The organism is Albimonas sp., from assembly GCF_055129145.1.
Genome location: NZ_JBSRTQ010000022.1, coordinates 21,153 through 37,703, shown reverse-complemented (window position 1 = coordinate 37,703; position 16,551 = coordinate 21,153). Strand labels below are relative to the sequence as shown.

Here is a 16,551-nt window from a genome sequence, read left to right as displayed (position 1 = left end):
CGCCGAGATCGTGCGCCGACGCATCGTCGACCTGAGCGCGGACGAAAGAAGGACGGCCCCATGACCGCCAGGCAGCCTTCGCCGTCGACGTCGGAGATGCAGAGCTTTCCGCGAGACGGCGCCCCTCCGCTCCGGGCCCGCGTGGTCGAGGCGCAGCGACGCGTCTTTCATGGTCGCGACGGGTTGCGCGCGGACTACGCGCTGTGGCGTCGCGCACGCGCCGGTTCCGGCTGGGTCGTGGCGGTCGAGATCACCCGGTCGAGCGACGGCGCCTCCTGGCGCTCGGCTTTCGACGGCCACGGACCCGAGCTGCTTTCGGCGCTCGAAGCGTGGCGCCCGGCAGGGCCGCAGGGGCTGGGAGCGGATGCGGCGTCTTCCGCGAAATCGAAAGCCGCCGGATGTTCCGAACTGGAAACCGCCCAGGAGATGGCCTGGCGCCGGCTCCAGGCGGCGCGATTGCACCGGTTCCTCGCTGCGACGCTGGGGGAGACGTTGCACCATTGGCGGTCGCTGGAGCCGCTTTGAGAACCTGGGGCGAACCGCCGCCGAGCCACGCCGCATGGACATCCCCTGCGCAAAGGGGATCCGGCCTCGTCGCCCTGCGCCCCGGAAATCCGGGCGTTGGTCAATGGTCAGGCGCAGGGCGCATCGGATCGACGCCATGGATCGCATGACTCCAGACGTCGGGATCAGGACGCTCACGATCAGGCCCGAAGCGTCCGGCCTGCCGACCCCATCGTCATCGGTCCCGATCGGCGCGCAAAAAATCGGCTGGTCCGGTCGTGTCGCCAGCCGACCTCTCGGCCGGCGGCGCCCACCCGACCTCGAAGCCAGGCCGACTGCGAGATCGCGGGACGGCTGAACCTCCCTCGCCGCAGTGGCGGATCGCGGCGGCCTCCGATCAGGCAGGGTCCGCTTCGGGCGCCGCCTCGTCATCGTGGTCCGACTGGAGGAGGTCGTAGAGGACCGGGGTGAGGAACAGCGTCAGGATCGACGCGACCATGAACCCGCCGATGATCACGATGCCGATGGAGAAGCGGCTCGCCGCCCCCGCGCCGCTCGCCGCCACCAGGGGCGCCGCCCCCAGAACCGTCGACAGCACCGTCATCAGGATCGGGCGCAGACGCACCGTCGCCGCCTCGATCGCCGCATCGCGCACCGAATACCCCTTCGCGCGCAGCTGGTTGGCGAACTCCACGATCAGGATGCCGTTCTTGGCCATCAGCCCGATCAGCATCACCATCCCGACCTGGGTGTAGATGTTCACCGCCTCGCCCAGCGCCAGCAGCGTCAGCAGCGCCCCCGCCGCGGCCAGCGGCACCGACAGCAGGATCGCCACCGGCTGCACGAAGCTCTCGAACTGCGCCGCGAGCACCAGGAACACCACCAGCAAAGCCAGCGCGAACGTGGTCGCGATCCCGCCGGAGGTCTCCTGGAAGCTCTCGGCCTGGCCGGCATAGGCGATGCGCATCTGCGCCGGCATGTCCTGCGCGATCCGCTCCACCTCGGCGATGGCCCGGCCGAGATCGACGCCCTCGGCGAGCGAGGCCGAGATCTCCACCGAGGGCTGCCGGTCGAGCCGGTTGAAGGCCCGGACCGAGGCCCGCCGCTCCAGCGTCACCAGCCCGTCGAGCGGCGCCAGCTGGCCGTCGCCGGTGCGCACATTGATGCCGCGCAGGTCGTCGGTCGCCGCGCGCCGGGCGTCGGGGGCCTGCAGGATCACCGGATACTGGCGGTCGCGGGAGATGAACTCGCCAACCTCGGCCGAAGCGAAGAAAGTCCGAACCGCATCGGAGATGGCGCGCGCATCCACCCCGATCTCGCGCGCCATCGCCCGGTTCACGCGGATGTCGTAGCCGGGGGTGTTGACCTCGTAGGCGCGGCGCACCCCGACCAGATCGGGATTGGCGCGCAACCGCTCGGCCATCTGCGCGGAATAGTCGGCGACCGCGTCGAAGCTCGGCGCGGTGACGATGAATTCGAGCCCCGAGCCGCCGCCCGCATCGAGGCCGGAGGGCGCGAAGCTGCGCACGCTGGCGCGGGTGATCCCGGCCAGTTCGGGGCGCAGTTCGGCGAGCACGTCGCGCGGCCCCATCTCACGCTCGGCCCAGGGGGCCATGGTGGCGACGACGAAGGCGCGGCCGGACTCGCCGTATTGGCCGATGATCGCGATCACGTCCTCCACCACGCCGTCGTCGCGATAGGGCGCGATCAGCGCCTCCACCTCCGCCACCGCCGCGTCGGTCAGGCCCAGCGCAGAGCCGGCCGGGGCCTGGATCGACACGAAGAAGATGCCGCGATCCTCGTCGGGGGTCAGCTGGGAGGGGAGCTGCTGGTAGAGCGTCCAGGACATGCCGGAAAGCCCGGCGGCCAGCGCGAGGATGACCAGCGGCGCGCGGATGGCGCGGGTCAGCAGGCCCCGATAGCCATTGGAAAGCCGCGTGGTCGCCCCCTGCACGGCGCGCGCGAAGCGGCTGTCGTTCATGCCCTTCTTCAGGACCAGGCTGGCGACCACCGGGCACAAGGACAGCGCCACGAAAGTCGACAGCGCCACCGCGATGGCCAGCGTCACGCCGAATTCCTGGAACAGCAGACCGATCTCGCCCTGCAGGAACGACAGCGGCACGAAGACCGAGATCAGCACGGCCGAGGTCGAGACCACGGCGACGAACACCTGGTTGGCGCCGTTGCGCGCGGCGTCCTTCGGGTCGTCCCCTTCCTCCATGCGTCGCTCGATGTTCTCCAGCACCACGATGGCGTCGTCGACCACCAGGCCGATGGCGAGGATCAGCGCGAAAAGCGTGAGGATGTTGATCGAGAACCCGGCCGCCGCGATCCCCGCGCATGCCCCCAGCAGCGCGATGGGGATGGTGACCGCGGGCACGATGGTCGCCCGGATCGAGGCGAGGAACACGAAGATCACCGCCACCACGATGGCCACCGAAATCGCCAGCGTGGTCAGCACCTGCCGGATGGAATTGCGGATGAAATCGGCGTCGTCGGATGTGACCTCCAGCGTCGTGCCGCCGGGCAGATCGCTGCGGATCGCCGCCACCGCCTCGGTCACCGCCGCGGAGATCGAGATCGTGTTGGCCGAGGATTGCCGCAGCACGCCGATGCCGATGGCGGTCTCGCCATTGGCGCGGAAGGCGCTGTCGTCGGTTTCGGTCCCGATCTCGACCCGGGCGACGTCGCCGAGCGCGATGCGGCCGTCGGGGGTGACGGCGACGATCAGGTCCTCGAATTCCGCAACGCTGGAAAGGCGGGTCTGGGTCCGCAGCAGATAGGTGCGGGACCGGCTTTCGATCTGGCCGGCGGGAAGCTCGAGGTTGTTGGCGCGCAGGGCGTCGGCGATCTCGGTCGCGGTCACGCCGCGCGCGGCCATCGCCTCGGCGTCCAGCCAGACCCGCATGGCGTAGGGGCGGTCGCCGTAGATCTGCACGGCGGCGACGCCGACCAGCGTCTCCAGCCGGTCGGTGACGAAGCGGTCGGCATAGTCGGTCAGCTCGGACGCCGACATGGTGTCGGACGTCATGGTCATCCACACGATGGGGTCGCCCTGGCTGTCGTTCTTCTCGACCTGCGGATCCTCGGCCTGATCGGGCAGATCGCCGGTCACCGCCTGCACCGCGGCGCGCACGTCGGACGCGGCCTGGTCCACGTCGCGGCCCTGGCGGAAGGTGATCACGGTGCGCAAGCCGCCAAGCTCGGATTCGGTGGAGATCCGGTCGATCCCCGCCACGGTGGAGATCGCGCCCTCGATCACCGAGGCGAGCTCGTTGTCGACCACGCCCGGACCCGCGCCGACATAGGCGACGCTGACCGTCACCTCCGCGGTCGAGGTGTCGGGCAGTTCGCGCACGGCCATCCGGCTCAGGCCGGCGACGCCCAGCACCACGATCAGGATCGACATGACGGTCGCAAGGACCGGCCGGCGGAGGCAGAGATCGGGCAGCGTCATCCCTCGTCCTCCCGCCCCGCGTCTTCGGCGATCTCCACCGGCGCGCCGTCCGAGAGGTCGTCCCAGCCCGAGATGACGACGCGGTCGCCGGGCGCGAGCCCGCTCCGCACCTCGGTCAGTTCGTCGACCGACCGGCCGACCTCGACCTCGGTTCGCACCGCGGCCCCGTCCTCGACCTTGTAGACATAGGTGGTCAGGCCCTCGGAGATGATCGCGTCGTCGGGGATGGCGAGCCCTTCATAGGTGTCGAACACCAGGCGCGAACTGGCGAACATGCCGCCGACCAGCCGGCGGTCGGGATTGGCGATCTCCGCCCGGATCTCGAAGCTGCGCGAGCCGAGGTCGATCTCGGGCGCGCGCAGGGTCACCCGGCCCTCGAAGGTCTCGTCGGGATAGGCGGGGGTGGCGACGATCAGGGTCAGGCCCGGCGCGACCGCGTCGAAATAGCGCTCCGGCAGCGACGCGGAAACCTCGACGGAGGAGAGATCCGACAGGCGCGTGACCGGCGCGGTCCCGTCCAGAAAGGTCCCCGGCTCGATGTCGATCACGCCCAGAGTGCCGGCGAAAGGGGCGGTGATCGCGTGATCCTCCAGCGCGGCGCGCGCCGACATCATGTCGGCCTCGGCCCGGCGGAACGCGGCGCGGGCCTCCTCCAGCCGGGCTTCGGCGACGGCGTTGCGGTCGGCCAGTTCCTCGATCCGCGCGTAGTCCTGGCGGGTTTCGCCCAGCGTCGCCTCGGCCAGAGCCAGCGCCGCGCGCGCCGCCCGGTCGTCGATCCGGATCAGCAGGTCCCCGGCGGCGACGGTCTGGCCGGAGGCGACCGGCGCCTCGACGACCCGCCCCGGCGCATTGGGCACGAGCGCCACCGAGCGGATCGGAGCCAGCGTGCCGACCGCGGAGACGGCGTTCTCGATCCGGCGCGTCCGGGGCGAGACCACGCCGACGCGCGTCGCCTGCCGCGCCCCGGCCTCGCGACCCGAGCCTGCATCCTCGTCGGGCAGCACCGCCGCGGTTCCGAACAGGCCGGCCGCGACGCAAGCCGCGACGAGGCCGAGGCCGCCGACCCATTTCAAGACGCGCTTCATGCGAAAACCTCTCGTTTCATGAGGCCGCCAAGTCGGGCCACACCCGGGGGCTTCAAGTTTCAGGCGTCAGATCGCCGCGTTTCCGGCGCCGGGGATGTGACCGGAAAGCGCCTGAATCCCCTGATTTTTCCGCGGAAGGGGTCATCCCTCCGCCAAGCGGGACGATCGGCGCAGCAGGCGGCGCCGCCCCGCGCACCGAGGACCGGAGCGCGGGATCGGGTCCCGTCCCCATCCGGCGCCGCGCAGAACAGGAGACGAAGAACGAAGACCTGACGCGGGCTGTTGAACTGCCGGCGGGACGCCACACTTGTTCGCCACCGAACACGGCTGAAGCAGGTGAAAAATTGCTGGACATCTGGGCGCCGCTGATCGGCGGACTGGCTCTTCTCATTCTGGGCGGAGAGCTTCTGGTGCGGGGCGCGGTGCAGGTCGCGTCGTCCCTGGGCGTGTCGCCGCTGGTCATCGGGCTGACGCTGGTCGGCTTCGGAACCTCGGCGCCGGAGCTCGTCGCCTCGGTGCAGGCCGCGCTCGCCGACGCGCCGGGCATCGCCTATGGCAACATCGTCGGCTCCAACATCGCGAATGCGCTGCTGATCGGCGGCGTCGCGGCGCTGCTGTTCCCCATCGTCATTTCGTCGGCTTCGCTGAAGCGGGACGGCGTCGTGATGCTCGCCGCGGCGATCGTCTTCGCCGGCGTCGCGGCGGTCATGCCGATGAGCCGGCCGGTCGGCGCGGCCTTCCTCGCGGCGCTGGTCGCCTACATCTACCTCGCCTTCCGGCAGGAGCGGACGGCGACGCCCCCCGACGCCGCCGCGATGGCCGAGACAGGCCCGGCGCCGGGACCGTTCCGGTCGCCCTGGCTCTCCGGCCTCATTGCGCTCGCAGGTCTCGCCCTGGTGATTCTGGGCGGCAAGTTCCTCGTCGACGGGGCGGTGTCGCTGGCGCGCGGCTTCGGCATTTCGGAAACGGTGATCGGCCTGACCATCGTCGCGGTCGGCACCTCGATGCCCGAACTGGTGACCTCGGTCGTCGCCGGGATCAAGCGGCAGGGCGACGTCGCCTTCGGCAACATCGTCGGCTCCAACATCTACAACATCCTCGGGATCGGCGGCGCCACCGCCCTGATCGCGCCCGGCCGCGTGCCGGACGAGATCGTGAACTTCGACAACCTGGTGATGATCGGCGTGTCGGTCGGGCTCGGCGTGCTGGCCTGGACCGGCTTGCGGATCGCCCGCTGGGAAGGCGGGCTGCTGCTCGCGGGCTATTTCATCTATGTCTACGTCGTGTGGCCATGACGGTCGCAATGCGCCTTCGCCTTGCGCTGACGCCGGCCGGCAAGCCCGGCGCGGCTCACCGCCCGGGAGCCCCGCCTGCCCATGTTCGCTGAGTTTTCCGAATTCGAACTGGTCGGCGGCTTCCTCGTCGCCGCCGCGGTCGTCGTGCTGAGCGGCCTGCGCATGACCGGCCTCGCCGACCGGCTGGCCGACCGCACCGGGCTCGGCGAGGCCATCGCGGGCGCCGTCCTGCTCGGCGCGGCCACCTCGCTGGCCGGGACCATCGTGTCTTCGACCGCCGCGTTCGATGGCTACGCCTCGCTCGCCTATTCCAACAGCATCGGCGGGATCGCAGCCCAGACCGCGTTCCTCGCCATCGCGGATCTCGCCTATCGCCGGGCCAATCTGGAACATGCGGCGGCCGAGCTCGCGAACATCTTCCAGGCCATCGTGCTGGTCGCGCTGCTGACCCTGCCGCTGATCGCCATCAGCCTGCCCGAGGTCACGGTCTTCGCGATCCATCCGGTGTCCTTCGTCATCCCGGTCGCCTACGTCTTCGGCCTGATCGCCACGCAGCGGCTGCGCGAGAACCCGATGTGGCGCCCGGTGGCGACGCCCGAGAGCCGCGCCGACACGCCCGACGACGATGACGAAGAGACTGCGGGCCGGAGCACCGCGCGCCTCTTCGCCGTGTTCGGCCTGCTGATGGTGCTGATGGGCGCGTCCGGCTGGGTGATCGCCAAGACCTCGGGCGAGATGATCGGGCGGCTCGATGTCTCGCAATCGCTGGTCGGAGCGCTGGTGACGGCCGTGGTGACTTCGTTGCCCGAGCTGGTGACGACCCTCGCCGCGGTGCGTCGCGGCGCGCTGCAGCTCGCGGTCGGCGGGATCATCGGCGGCAACACCTTCGACACGCTGTTCCTCACCGCGGCGGATGTCTCGTACCGGGACGGCTCGCTCTATCACGCGGCCGGGATGGACGATTATTTCTGGACGGTGACCGCCCTGCTGATGACAGCGATCCTGCTGGGCGGACTGGTGCTGCGACAGCGTCAGGGGCCGGGGCGCATCGGGGTGGAGAGCCTGGCGCTGCTGATCGCCTACGGCCTGGCGGTCACGATGCAGGCGACGACGAGCCTCTGACCGCCCGAAAAGATGAACCGAGCGTCACGTCCGGGCGTTGACCCCGGCGCAGGCCCTGAAACACTATGGCTATCGCCGATCCGGTCCATTCGCTTGCGCGCCTCGCACGCCATTTGATTCAGGAGAGATTTCGCCGCATGTTCCGCGCCGTCCTGCTCGTCCCCGCCCTCTTCCTCGCCGCCTGCGCCGAAACCCCGCGCCAGTCCGCCGCCGCGTTCCAGGCCCCGCCCGAAGCGCTGAACCAGGGGGCGGTGCTGCTGGCCGACATGCGCCCGGAATATGATTGGGCGGGCCAGAAGGACGCGCTGCGCGACGGCGTCGCCGCCTATTTCGACCGATATGCGCCAGGATGGCGCGTGGTCGACGCGAGTTCCGGGCAGGCGGGAGACCTGACGCTGACCTGCTCGACCTATCACGACGGCTGGAGCAACTGCGCGGAAGTGGAGGTGACCTGCAGCCTGGGCAAGACCGGCGGCGCGCCGCGCCGCTTCAAGTTCGAGCGCGAGTCGGAGACCTGCGGCAAGGGCGGCGACGACGCCTCCACCCGGGCCGAGGCCTATAACCGCGGACTGGCCATCGCCGAGCGTGCCGCCTCGGAGATCGCCAGGGATCCCGAGATGGCGGGGATCGTCGGCGCGGACAAGCGGCAGGCGCTTCTCGACACGGCCCTCGCCTCGCAGGACGAGGCGGAGCTGCTGTCCTTCGCCGACGCGCATCCCGGCACGAAGGAGGCGGAGCGCGCCCGCAAGATCGCCGAGCGGTGGCGCGACGCCTCGCCCGAAGACGCGTCGGTCGCCGAGGCCGATACCCGGCAGGAGACCCCGGCCCCCGCGCCCGAGCCGGCGGCCAAGGCCACGGCGCCTGCGTCGCCGCCGCCCGCCGCGGCGAAGGTCGCGGCCGCGCCCAAGCAGCCGGCCCCTGCCACGCCGGCGCGCAAGGCGCCGCCGATGCCGTCCGACACCGACCTCTCCTGCTACGACTACCGCCAGAACATGTGCGGCGACTACAGCTTCTCGTCCGTCGCCAAGCGCCTGGAATTCGAACGCAAATGCGTGCAGGGCGGCACCGAGGTGCTCGACTCGTTCTGCCCCCGGGACGCATCTTCCACAGGCTGCGAGCACCGGACCGGCGATACGCGCGTGACCACCTGGGTCTATGGCATGAACGCGGGCCAGGTTGCGGGGATCTGCCGGTCGAACGGCGGCCGGGTGGTGAACTAGCCCCCGTCCTCGCCGCGCGGTCGCGTGGCGGGCAGCCGCGCCGCCCGCCCCGAGCCGCTGTCCTTCAACACGGCGCCTCCGCTTGCCGCCGCCGTCAGTAGCTCGCCCGGCCGCCGGAGATGTCGAACACCGCCCCGGTCGAGAACGAGCACGCCTCGCTGCAGAGCCACAGGATCAACCGCGCCACTTCGGCCGGCTCGACGAAACGCCCCATCGGGACATTCGCCAGCAGGGCCGTCTTCCGCGCCTCGGTCATCTCGCCGAAGATGTCGGTCAGGCTGGCCGAGGGCGTGACCGCGTTCACCAGAACGCCGGTGCGGGCCAGCTCCTTGCCCAGCGACTTGGTGAAGGCGATCTGCGCGGCTTTGGAGGCGACATAGGCCGAGACGAAGGGATTGCCGTCCTTGCCCGCGATCGAGGCGACGTTGACGATCCGGCCATAGCCCGCCGCCTGCATGGCGGGCGCCAGCGCCGCGCAGCAATGGAACGTGCCCATCAGATTGGTGGCGAGCACCGCCGCGAAAGCCTCGGCCGGGAAATCCACGACGGCCGCCCGCGGGCCGATGATGCCCGCGTTGTTGACCAGGATGTCGACGCGCCCGAACCGCGCGATCACCGAGGCCGCCGCCGCGCGCACCTCGTCCTGCGCGCCGACATCGACCACGACGGTGTGCACCTCGGTCAGCGCGCCGATCTCCGCGGCGGCGGCCTCCAGCGCCGCCGCGCCGCGCGCCCAGAGGCTGACCCGCGCCCCGCTGAGCGCCAGGGCCCGCGCCACCTCGAGCCCGATCCCGCGGCTTCCGCCGGTGACCACGGCGACCCGGCCGGCATTGGTCTGTTCGATCGGCGGCGTCATTGCGCGTCCCTCCTGCCCGGACGGCCCAAGCAATCATGCGCAATCGTTTCTATCAAGTGCGCATTTTTTGGAATGGCAATGCGGATCTTCGCCTGACGATCCGGGGCGGCGCAGCCCGCGCAGACCCCCGATGCGCCGCCCTGAAATGAACGCGAAGCAATCCGCGGCTTGAATTTTGTTCATTTGAGAGCGACGAAAACTCGCTTATACATGACGTAATGCTCAGACGGATCGCAAGAAGCCATCAGGACCGCAACGGCGGGATCGAGATGGACGGCGCCGGGAAAAAATCAGGATCGGTCAGGGAGGACCACATGACGCTGCATCTGAAAATCAGAGATATCGTTTCCGCAATTGTCGCGATCACGACCCTCGGCCTGTCGAGCGCGGCGCTGGCCGAGACCAAGCTGGTCTATGCGGGCTACATCTCGGAACGCTCCATCGCGACCACCCTCGACACCTGGTTCATGGACCAGGTCGAACAGCGCAGCGGCGGCGACATCACCTTCGAGCGCTATTACGGCGGCTCGCTGATGAAGGCGCCCGACCTCTATCCCGGCCTCAGCCGGGGCGCCGTGGACTTCGCCACCGCCACGCCGCAGGCCTACAATCCCAAGATCTATCCGCTGTCCAATGTCGTGCTGCCCTGGATCACCGAAAAGGCCGATGCGGTGGTCTACGCCTTCAAGGATCTCTACGAAGCGAACGCCGACCTGCAGAAGGAATTCTCCTCGCAGGGCGTCCGGATGATGTGGGCCCTGCCCTTCCCCGATGGCGGCATCTGGGGCAATTTCCCGATCCGCATGCCCTCGGACATGGCCGGCAAGCGCATCCGCGCGGTCGCGGCCATCGCCTGGGGCGTGGAAGCGGGGGGCGGCTCGCCGGTGCCGATGAGCTTCGCCGACGCGGTCGAGGCGGTGAACCGCAGCGCGCTCGACGCCATGGCCAACGCGCCCTTCGACAGCGCGGTGAACAACGGCGTGCCGAAAGTCGTCGCCTACGCCTCCGACGCCGGCCGGCTGGGGATCAACAGCGTCTCCATCGCCTCGCTCAACCAGGCGAGCTACGACAAGCTGACCGACGCGCAGAAGGCGCTGATAAATGCGGTCGCCGCCGAAGTGCCCGGCCAGTACGTGGCGCTGATCAACGACAGCATGGCCGCCGCCGCGAAGAAATTCATCGAGGAGGCCGGCGACATCGACGTGATCCTCGCCACCGATGAGGAAGCGGCGGCATGGAAAGCGATGATGGGCCCGGTGATGCGGGCGAAATTCATCGAATCCGCCGCTTCGGTGACCGAGAACGGCGGCGCGCTCTATGACCAGTTCGTCGACCTGGTGAAGAAGTACGAACCCGACGCCGTCTACACCCCCGGCCTCGCCACCTATGTGAAGATGAAAGCCGGCGAGTGATCGCGGAGTTTCGCCGCCCCGGCCGGTCCCGGCCGGGGCGCTTCAGGCTGGGAGGGATCCGCATGTTCAAGCTGCTCGTCGGCATCTCGCGGTTCAGCATCGCCATCGGCTCGCTGAGCGGCGTCGCCACCGGGGCGATGATGGGGGTGATCGTCGCCGACGTGGTCGGGCGCGCCTTCTTCGCCGCGCCCCTGCCGCTCGCCACCGAAATCAGCGTCATGCTCCTGATCATCAAGGTGTTTCTGGGCATGGCCGGGGCGCAGGCGACGGATTCGAACTTCCAGGTCACCGCGGTCATCGACCAGTTGAGCCCCGCTGCGCGACGGATCCAGCGGATCGGATCGCTGCTGATCTCGCTGATCGGGATCGGGATGATCGCCTGGCTCTCCACCCGCTACGCCATCGTCTCGACCCTCCAGGGCGAGACTTCGTTCGGGGTGCACGCCTGGCCGATCTGGCCGGAGCGGATCATCCTCGCCGCAGGGCTGTGCCTGCTGGCGCTGCAGCTGCTGACGGACCTGATCGGAACCGTGATCTGGGGCGAGGCGCGCATGAAAGCCGGTCTTCCCCGCCACAGCGGCGCGCTCTGAGCGCGCCTTCACCCCCGGAGCGACCCCCATGGCTTCCATCGACCTCGGGCTGGGCTTGGGCCTGCTCGGCGGCATGCTCGTGCTGCTCTTCGCCGGCGTGCCGATCGCGTTTTCGCTGCTGACCGCGGGGCTGATAGGGCTGATGCTGACCCGGCCCTGGATCGCCACGGAGTTCCTGGTCTCGACCTTCTCCTATTCCGCCTCGGCCAACCTCGCCTATGTGGTGCTGCCGCTGTTCCTGTTCATGGGCCACATGAGTTTTTCGGCCGGCATCGCGCATCGGGCCTTCGACAGCGCGCGGGTCTGGGTCGGGGCGCTGCCAGGGGGGCTCGCCATCGCCACGGTCTTCGCCTGCGCGGGCTTCGCGGCGGTGTCGGGGTCGAGCCTGGCGACTTCGGCCACCGTCGCCCAGGTCGCGGTGCCAAGGATGCTGAGGGAGGGTTACAGCCACGCCATCTCCGCCGGCAGCGTGGCGGCGGCGGGGACGCTGGGCGTGCTGATCCCGCCCTCGGGCCTGCTGATCGTCTACGCCATCGCAACCGAGACCTCGGTGCCCGACCTCTTCCTCGCCGGGATCGTACCGGGCATCCTCACCGCGGCGCTCTACGCCATCATGTTGTTCGGCTGGGTGAAACTGGTCCCGGGTTCCGGGCCCGACACGTCCGGCCAGCGCTCCACCCTGCGCGAAAAATTCGCGGCCTCGGCGCAGAGCTGGGAGATCGTGCTGCTGTTCGTCATCGTGATGGGCACGATTTATCTGGGCATCGGCACCGCGACCGAGGCCGCGGCCTTCGGGGCGGCCGGCGCGCTCGGAATCGTGCTCTGCCGCGGCTCGAACCGGCGGGAGATCATCTGGCGGGGGCTTGTCGATACCGGAGTGACGACGTCGAGCGTCTTCCTGCTGATCATCGGCGCGGGGCTTTTCGGGCTGGCACTGACCACGACCCAGGTGCCCCAGCAGCTGACCCTGTGGCTGACCCGGTTCGAGCTGCCGGTCTGGCAGCTGACCCTGCTGCTGCTGGTCCCCTACCTGATCCTCGGCTTTTTCGTCGACGGCATCACCATGATGCTGCTGACGCTGCCGGTGATCTTTCCGGTGGTGCTGGATGCGGGGATCAATCCGATCCTGTTCGGCATCCTGGTGACCAAATGCGCCGAGATCGGGGCGATCACGCCGCCCGTAGGGCTGAACATCTTCGTGGTGAAGAACACCGTGCCGGAGATCGACATCATGAGCGCCTTCAAGGGGGCGATCCCCTTCGTGCTGGTCGAGCTGGTGATCCTCGGCCTGCTGGTCGCCTTCCCCGGCATCGCGCTGGCGCTGATCTAGGCGGGGGGAGCTTGCGCGAAGCCCCCCTGCCCGCCTCAGGCGATGAACGACCCGCCGTTGACGTTGAGCGTGACGCCGGTGACGTAGGACGAGAGATCCGAGGCGAGATAGAGCGCGGCGTTGCCGATATCCGCCGGCGCGCCGGGGCGGCCGAGCGGATAGGCTTTGGCGGCGTCGATCTTGCCCGCGTCGGCGGACGGGCCGCGGCGCGAAAAATCGGTCATGATCAGGCCCGGCGCGATGGCGTTGGCGCGGATGCCTTCGGGGCCGAATTCGCGGGCCATGGCGCGGGTCAGGCCCAGCACGCCGGCCTTGGCGGCGCAATAATGCGGGCCGCCGAAGATGCCGCCGCCCTGAAGCGCTGAAAGCGACGAGACGTTGACGATGGCCCCGCGCCCGGTGCGGTCGAGATGCGGCAGCGCGGCTTGCGTCATCAGCAGCGTGCCGCGCAAGACGACCCCGGTGACGAGGTCGTAATCCTCGGCCGTGATCTCGGCGATCTTGCGGGCCTGGGTGAGGCCGGCATTGTTCACCACGATATCGATCCCGCCCCAGCCGGCCGCGACCGCCTCGGCCGCGGCCTTGCAGGCGGCGGCGTCGGTGACGTCGCAGTCGAGGCCCATGGCGTGCTCCCCCAGCTCGGCCGCGGCGGCCTGCGGGTTTTCGGAGGCGAGGTCGCAGATCGCCACGCGCGCGCCATGCGCGAGGAAAATCCTCGCGGTCGCCCGCCCGATGCCGCTCTCGCGCGCGCCGCCGGTGATGATCGCCACGCGACCGTTCAGCAATCCATCCATTCCGGGTTTTTCCTTGTGGCTCAGGGCCTAAGCAGGTTGGCGCGAGCGCCGCGCCGCCCGCTTGATCATCTCGCGGAACCAGAGGTTTGCCGGGTCCTCGGCGCGCGAGGCATGCCAGTAGAGATGAAAATCCATGCGCCCGATCTCGAACGGCACCGGCAGCGGATCGGTATCGTCGGCGCTGCGGAACATCTCCGCCAACCGCCGCGGCATGGTCACGATCAGGTCGGAGATCTGCGCGGCCCGGTAGCCCGCCAGATAGTGCTGGCAGCGCAGCTTGATCCGGCGGCGGTGGCCGAGGGCGCGCAGCCTCGCATCCTCGAAGACGTCGCCCTCGGGCCGTGCGCTGATGACCACATGATCGCAATCGAGATAGGCGGCGAGGTCGAGGCTCTGGTCGGCCAGAGGATGTCCGCTGCGGGCGACGACGCAGAAATCCTCTTGCGCGATGCGCTCGCTCAGCACCTCCGGGGGCGTTTCGAGACAGACGTCGACCACGGCGTCGACGCTGCTCGACGCGAGCCGCGTCGCCATCGCGTTGCGCCGCAGATGCAGCGCGGTCAGCGAGGCGAGCGGCGCGGCGGCCGTCATCGCGGCGATCAGCGGCGGCAGCAACGGCGCCTCGAGCACGTCGCGGATGCCCAGCGTGAAGCTGCGGGCATGTTCGGCGGGGTCGAAGCTCGCCTTGCGCTCGAACAGCGCCTCGAGTTGGTTGAGGCCATGATACGCCTCCTCCGCCAGCGACCGGGCGAGCGGGGTGGAGACGAGGCGGTTGCCCCGGCGCACGAAGAGCGGGTCGTCGAAGAGAACGCGCAGGCGGCCGAGGCCGTGGCTGATCGCGGATTGCGTCAGGTTCAGACGCTCGGCGGCGCGGGTGACGCTGCCTTCGCGATAGACCGCGGACAGGATCACCAGGGTGTTGAGATCGGGCCGCCGCATGCGTCCGTGTCCTGCTCGCGGGGCCGTGGCGTGCCCACCAAGAAAACGTTTGCGCAGGCTAGGCAGGGGAATTACGGCTGTCAAGCGATGCGGGGAGCCCACCCTGACCAAACGAAAGCGGCATCCTTTAGCGTCCATAATCAGGGATGAACGATGATAGCCACGCATCGCAAGGCCTCGACCAACCCGCTTGACTTGCGCAGCCCCATTTCTCAATCATAAAAACGATTGCGCGAAAATTGGCCGGGTGCGAAACATCGCGATGACCTCGAAAGGCGGCGGACGACCATGAGCATCGACGACGACACGCTTCCCCATTCCGACCGCCTGCCGCTGCGCCGGCCGCCCTATGACGAGCTGACCCTGAAGAACCTCCGCAACGCCGCCTTCGCCGGCCTGTCGCCGCGGAACCTGCGTCTCGCGATGGCCCATCACCCGGTTCTGGGCGCCAAATTCCAGTCGCTGGCGCATTCGGTGCTGTTCGAGGCCGACGTGCCGATGCGGCCGAAGGAAATCGCCATCATGCGTACCACCGCCCTGACCGGGGCCGAATACCCGTGGGGCATGCATGTCGCGATCTATGGCGAGCGCTGCGCGCTGGACGAGGCGGCGGTGAACGATCTCGCACTGGCCGAAAGCTGGCGGAGCCTCAGCGATCCGCGCTGGAGCGACGAGGACCGCCTGGTGATCCGAATGGCCGACGAGCTCCACGCCGACGCCGATGTCAGCGACGAGACCTGGGCCCGGCTGAACGCGACCTGGCCGGTCAAGCAGGTGATCGAGCTGGTGTTCGCCTCGGGCGTGTATCACCTGGCCTCGTATTTCATCAACACGGCGGCGGTGCCGCTCGAAGACGGGCAGGCGCGGTTCCCCGAAGCCTATCGCAGAAAGTAGGGTCCCGATGAGCAAGGGCCGTCGCAACACCATCAAGGACGTGGCCGCCGAAGCCGGGGTGTCGATCGGAACCGCCTCGCGCGCGCTGAACCGGCGCGGACGGGTCAGCGAGACGACGGCGGCGCGGGTGAACGAGGCGGCGAGGCGGCTAGGCTATCAACCCGACGCCATCGCGCAGAGCCTGCGGCTGAAATCGACGATGGTGGTGGGGATGCTGGTCACCGACCTCTCCAACCCGTTCTTCGCCGGGGTGATCCGCGCGGCCGAGCGGCGGTTGCAGCAGGCGGGCTACGCCCTGCTGATCGGCAACACCGACAACGACCGGACCCGCGAGCAGACCCTGATCGACCTCTTCCGCCGACGCCGTGTGGACGGGCTGATCCTCGGCCCCTGCGAGGCGGAGGATTCCGACATGATGGCAAGGCTCGACGCCGGCGACCTGCCGGTGATCGGCTACGACCGCGACTTCGACGAGGGCGTGAGCGGCCTGCACGTGGCCCACCGCAAGGCCGCCTATGACGCGACCCGGCACCTTCTGAACCTTGGCCATGAGCGGATCGCGCTGCTTTCGTCCAGCATCAAGCTCAGTCCGGGGCGCGAGCGCATCGCCGGCTACAGGCAGGCGCTGATCGACCATGGGATCGAGCCGCGCGAGGATCTGATCCGGGCGCATCAATCCTCGATGGAGTTCGTCTCGAGCGAGGCGTTTTCGCTGATGTCGCTGCGCCCTGCCCCGACCGCGTTCCTCAGCCTCGGGACCCGCATGCTGGCGGGCACGCTGGAGGGGTTGCGGCAGAACGGCTGGCGGGTGCCGGCGGATGTGAGCGTGCTGACCGTGGGCGACACCGATCTCGCCCGGCTCTATTCGCCGTCGATCTCCACCGTGACCTGGGATCTGCAATCGGTCGGGCGGATCCTGGCCGAGCTGATGCTGCGCCGCCTCGACCCGGAAACCGGGGGCGAGCCGCGGCGGATCATGATCCCGACCCAGCTGATCGAGCGGGAATCCTGCGGCCGGCCGGGACAAGCCTTCGACAGGTAGCATGGGAGGGG

The 16,551-nt window shown here is 69.3% G+C and carries 14 protein-coding genes; 9 read left to right on the top strand and 5 right to left on the bottom strand.

Annotated elements, in window-relative coordinates:
* Nucleotides 1-60 precede the first annotated feature (60 nt).
* Nucleotides 61-525 carry a hypothetical protein gene (locus ACTB72_RS06100; RefSeq protein ID WP_463036099.1) on the top strand — a complete coding sequence of 155 codons (465 nt, stop codon included), beginning with the start codon at nucleotides 61-63 and terminating at the stop codon, nucleotides 523-525.
* 376 nt (nucleotides 526-901) lie between these two features.
* On the opposite strand, the gene ACTB72_RS06095 is transcribed toward ACTB72_RS06100, so the two are convergent.
* Together ACTB72_RS06095 and ACTB72_RS06090 are read right to left on the bottom strand one after the other, a co-directional pair.
* Nucleotides 902-3,961, bottom strand: a complete 3,060-nt coding sequence (locus ACTB72_RS06095) for an efflux RND transporter permease subunit (protein WP_463036098.1) — start codon at nucleotides 3,959-3,961, stop codon at nucleotides 902-904.
* Entirely contained in the window at nucleotides 3,958-5,046 is a 1,089-nt protein-coding gene (locus ACTB72_RS06090) for an efflux RND transporter periplasmic adaptor subunit (RefSeq protein WP_463036097.1), read from the bottom strand. The genes ACTB72_RS06095 and ACTB72_RS06090 overlap by 4 nt, the downstream gene beginning before the upstream one ends.
* Nucleotides 5,047-5,390: 344 nt before the next feature.
* Here ACTB72_RS06090 and ACTB72_RS06085 point away from each other — a divergent pair, with 344 nt between their 5' ends.
* The 3 genes from ACTB72_RS06085 (at nucleotide 5,391) to ACTB72_RS06075 (ending at nucleotide 8,683) form a co-directional block, all read left to right on the top strand.
* Nucleotides 5,391-6,341: a calcium/sodium antiporter gene (locus ACTB72_RS06085; RefSeq protein ID WP_463036096.1), complete on the top strand. Its 951-nt coding sequence runs from the start codon at nucleotides 5,391-5,393 to the stop codon at nucleotides 6,339-6,341.
* Between the two features lie 81 nt (nucleotides 6,342-6,422).
* Nucleotides 6,423-7,463, top strand: coding sequence for a sodium:calcium antiporter (locus ACTB72_RS06080; RefSeq protein WP_463036095.1), 1,041 nt, complete (start codon nucleotides 6,423-6,425; stop codon nucleotides 7,461-7,463).
* 137 nt (nucleotides 7,464-7,600) lie between these two features.
* On the top strand, nucleotides 7,601-8,683 hold the full coding sequence (locus ACTB72_RS06075; protein ID WP_463036094.1) for a hypothetical protein: 1,083 nt from the start codon (nucleotides 7,601-7,603) through the stop codon (nucleotides 8,681-8,683).
* 94 nt (nucleotides 8,684-8,777) lie between these two features.
* Here the strand turns inward: ACTB72_RS06075 and ACTB72_RS06070 are convergent, their stop codons facing one another.
* Nucleotides 8,778-9,539: an SDR family NAD(P)-dependent oxidoreductase gene (locus ACTB72_RS06070; RefSeq protein ID WP_463036093.1), complete on the bottom strand. Its 762-nt coding sequence runs from the start codon at nucleotides 9,537-9,539 to the stop codon at nucleotides 8,778-8,780.
* Nucleotides 9,540-9,853: 314 nt separating this feature from the next.
* On the opposite strand from ACTB72_RS06070, the gene ACTB72_RS06065 reads away from it, so the two are divergent.
* The 3 genes from ACTB72_RS06065 (at nucleotide 9,854) to ACTB72_RS06055 (ending at nucleotide 12,871) form a co-directional block, all read left to right on the top strand.
* Nucleotides 9,854-10,951: a TRAP transporter substrate-binding protein gene (locus ACTB72_RS06065; RefSeq protein ID WP_463036092.1), complete on the top strand. Its 1,098-nt coding sequence runs from the start codon at nucleotides 9,854-9,856 to the stop codon at nucleotides 10,949-10,951.
* Nucleotides 10,952-11,013: 62 nt separating this feature from the next.
* The gene (locus tag ACTB72_RS06060) at nucleotides 11,014-11,541 is read left to right on the top strand and encodes a TRAP transporter small permease subunit (RefSeq protein ID WP_463036091.1); all 528 of its coding nucleotides are present in this window, start codon (nucleotides 11,014-11,016) and stop codon (nucleotides 11,539-11,541) included.
* 28 nt (nucleotides 11,542-11,569) lie between these two features.
* The gene (locus ACTB72_RS06055) at nucleotides 11,570-12,871 is read left to right on the top strand and encodes a TRAP transporter large permease (RefSeq protein ID WP_463036090.1); all 1,302 of its coding nucleotides are present in this window, start codon (nucleotides 11,570-11,572) and stop codon (nucleotides 12,869-12,871) included.
* 35 nt (nucleotides 12,872-12,906) lie between these two features.
* Here the strand turns inward: ACTB72_RS06055 and ACTB72_RS06050 are convergent, their stop codons facing one another.
* Together ACTB72_RS06050 and ACTB72_RS06045 are read right to left on the bottom strand one after the other, a co-directional pair.
* Nucleotides 12,907-13,665, bottom strand: coding sequence for an SDR family NAD(P)-dependent oxidoreductase (locus ACTB72_RS06050; protein WP_463036089.1), 759 nt, complete (start codon nucleotides 13,663-13,665; stop codon nucleotides 12,907-12,909).
* Between the two features lie 27 nt (nucleotides 13,666-13,692).
* On the bottom strand, nucleotides 13,693-14,604 hold the full coding sequence (locus ACTB72_RS06045; protein WP_463036088.1) for a LysR family transcriptional regulator: 912 nt from the start codon (nucleotides 14,602-14,604) through the stop codon (nucleotides 13,693-13,695).
* A 288-nt stretch (nucleotides 14,605-14,892) separates the two neighbouring features.
* Here ACTB72_RS06045 and ACTB72_RS06040 point away from each other — a divergent pair, with 288 nt between their 5' ends.
* Nucleotides 14,893-15,498: a carboxymuconolactone decarboxylase family protein gene (locus ACTB72_RS06040; protein WP_463036087.1), complete on the top strand. Its 606-nt coding sequence runs from the start codon at nucleotides 14,893-14,895 to the stop codon at nucleotides 15,496-15,498.
* 7 nt (nucleotides 15,499-15,505) lie between these two features.
* Nucleotides 15,506-16,540 carry a LacI family DNA-binding transcriptional regulator gene (locus tag ACTB72_RS06035; protein ID WP_463036086.1) on the top strand — a complete coding sequence of 345 codons (1,035 nt, stop codon included), beginning with the start codon at nucleotides 15,506-15,508 and terminating at the stop codon, nucleotides 16,538-16,540.
* The last annotated feature ends 11 nt before the right edge of the window (nucleotides 16,541-16,551 follow it).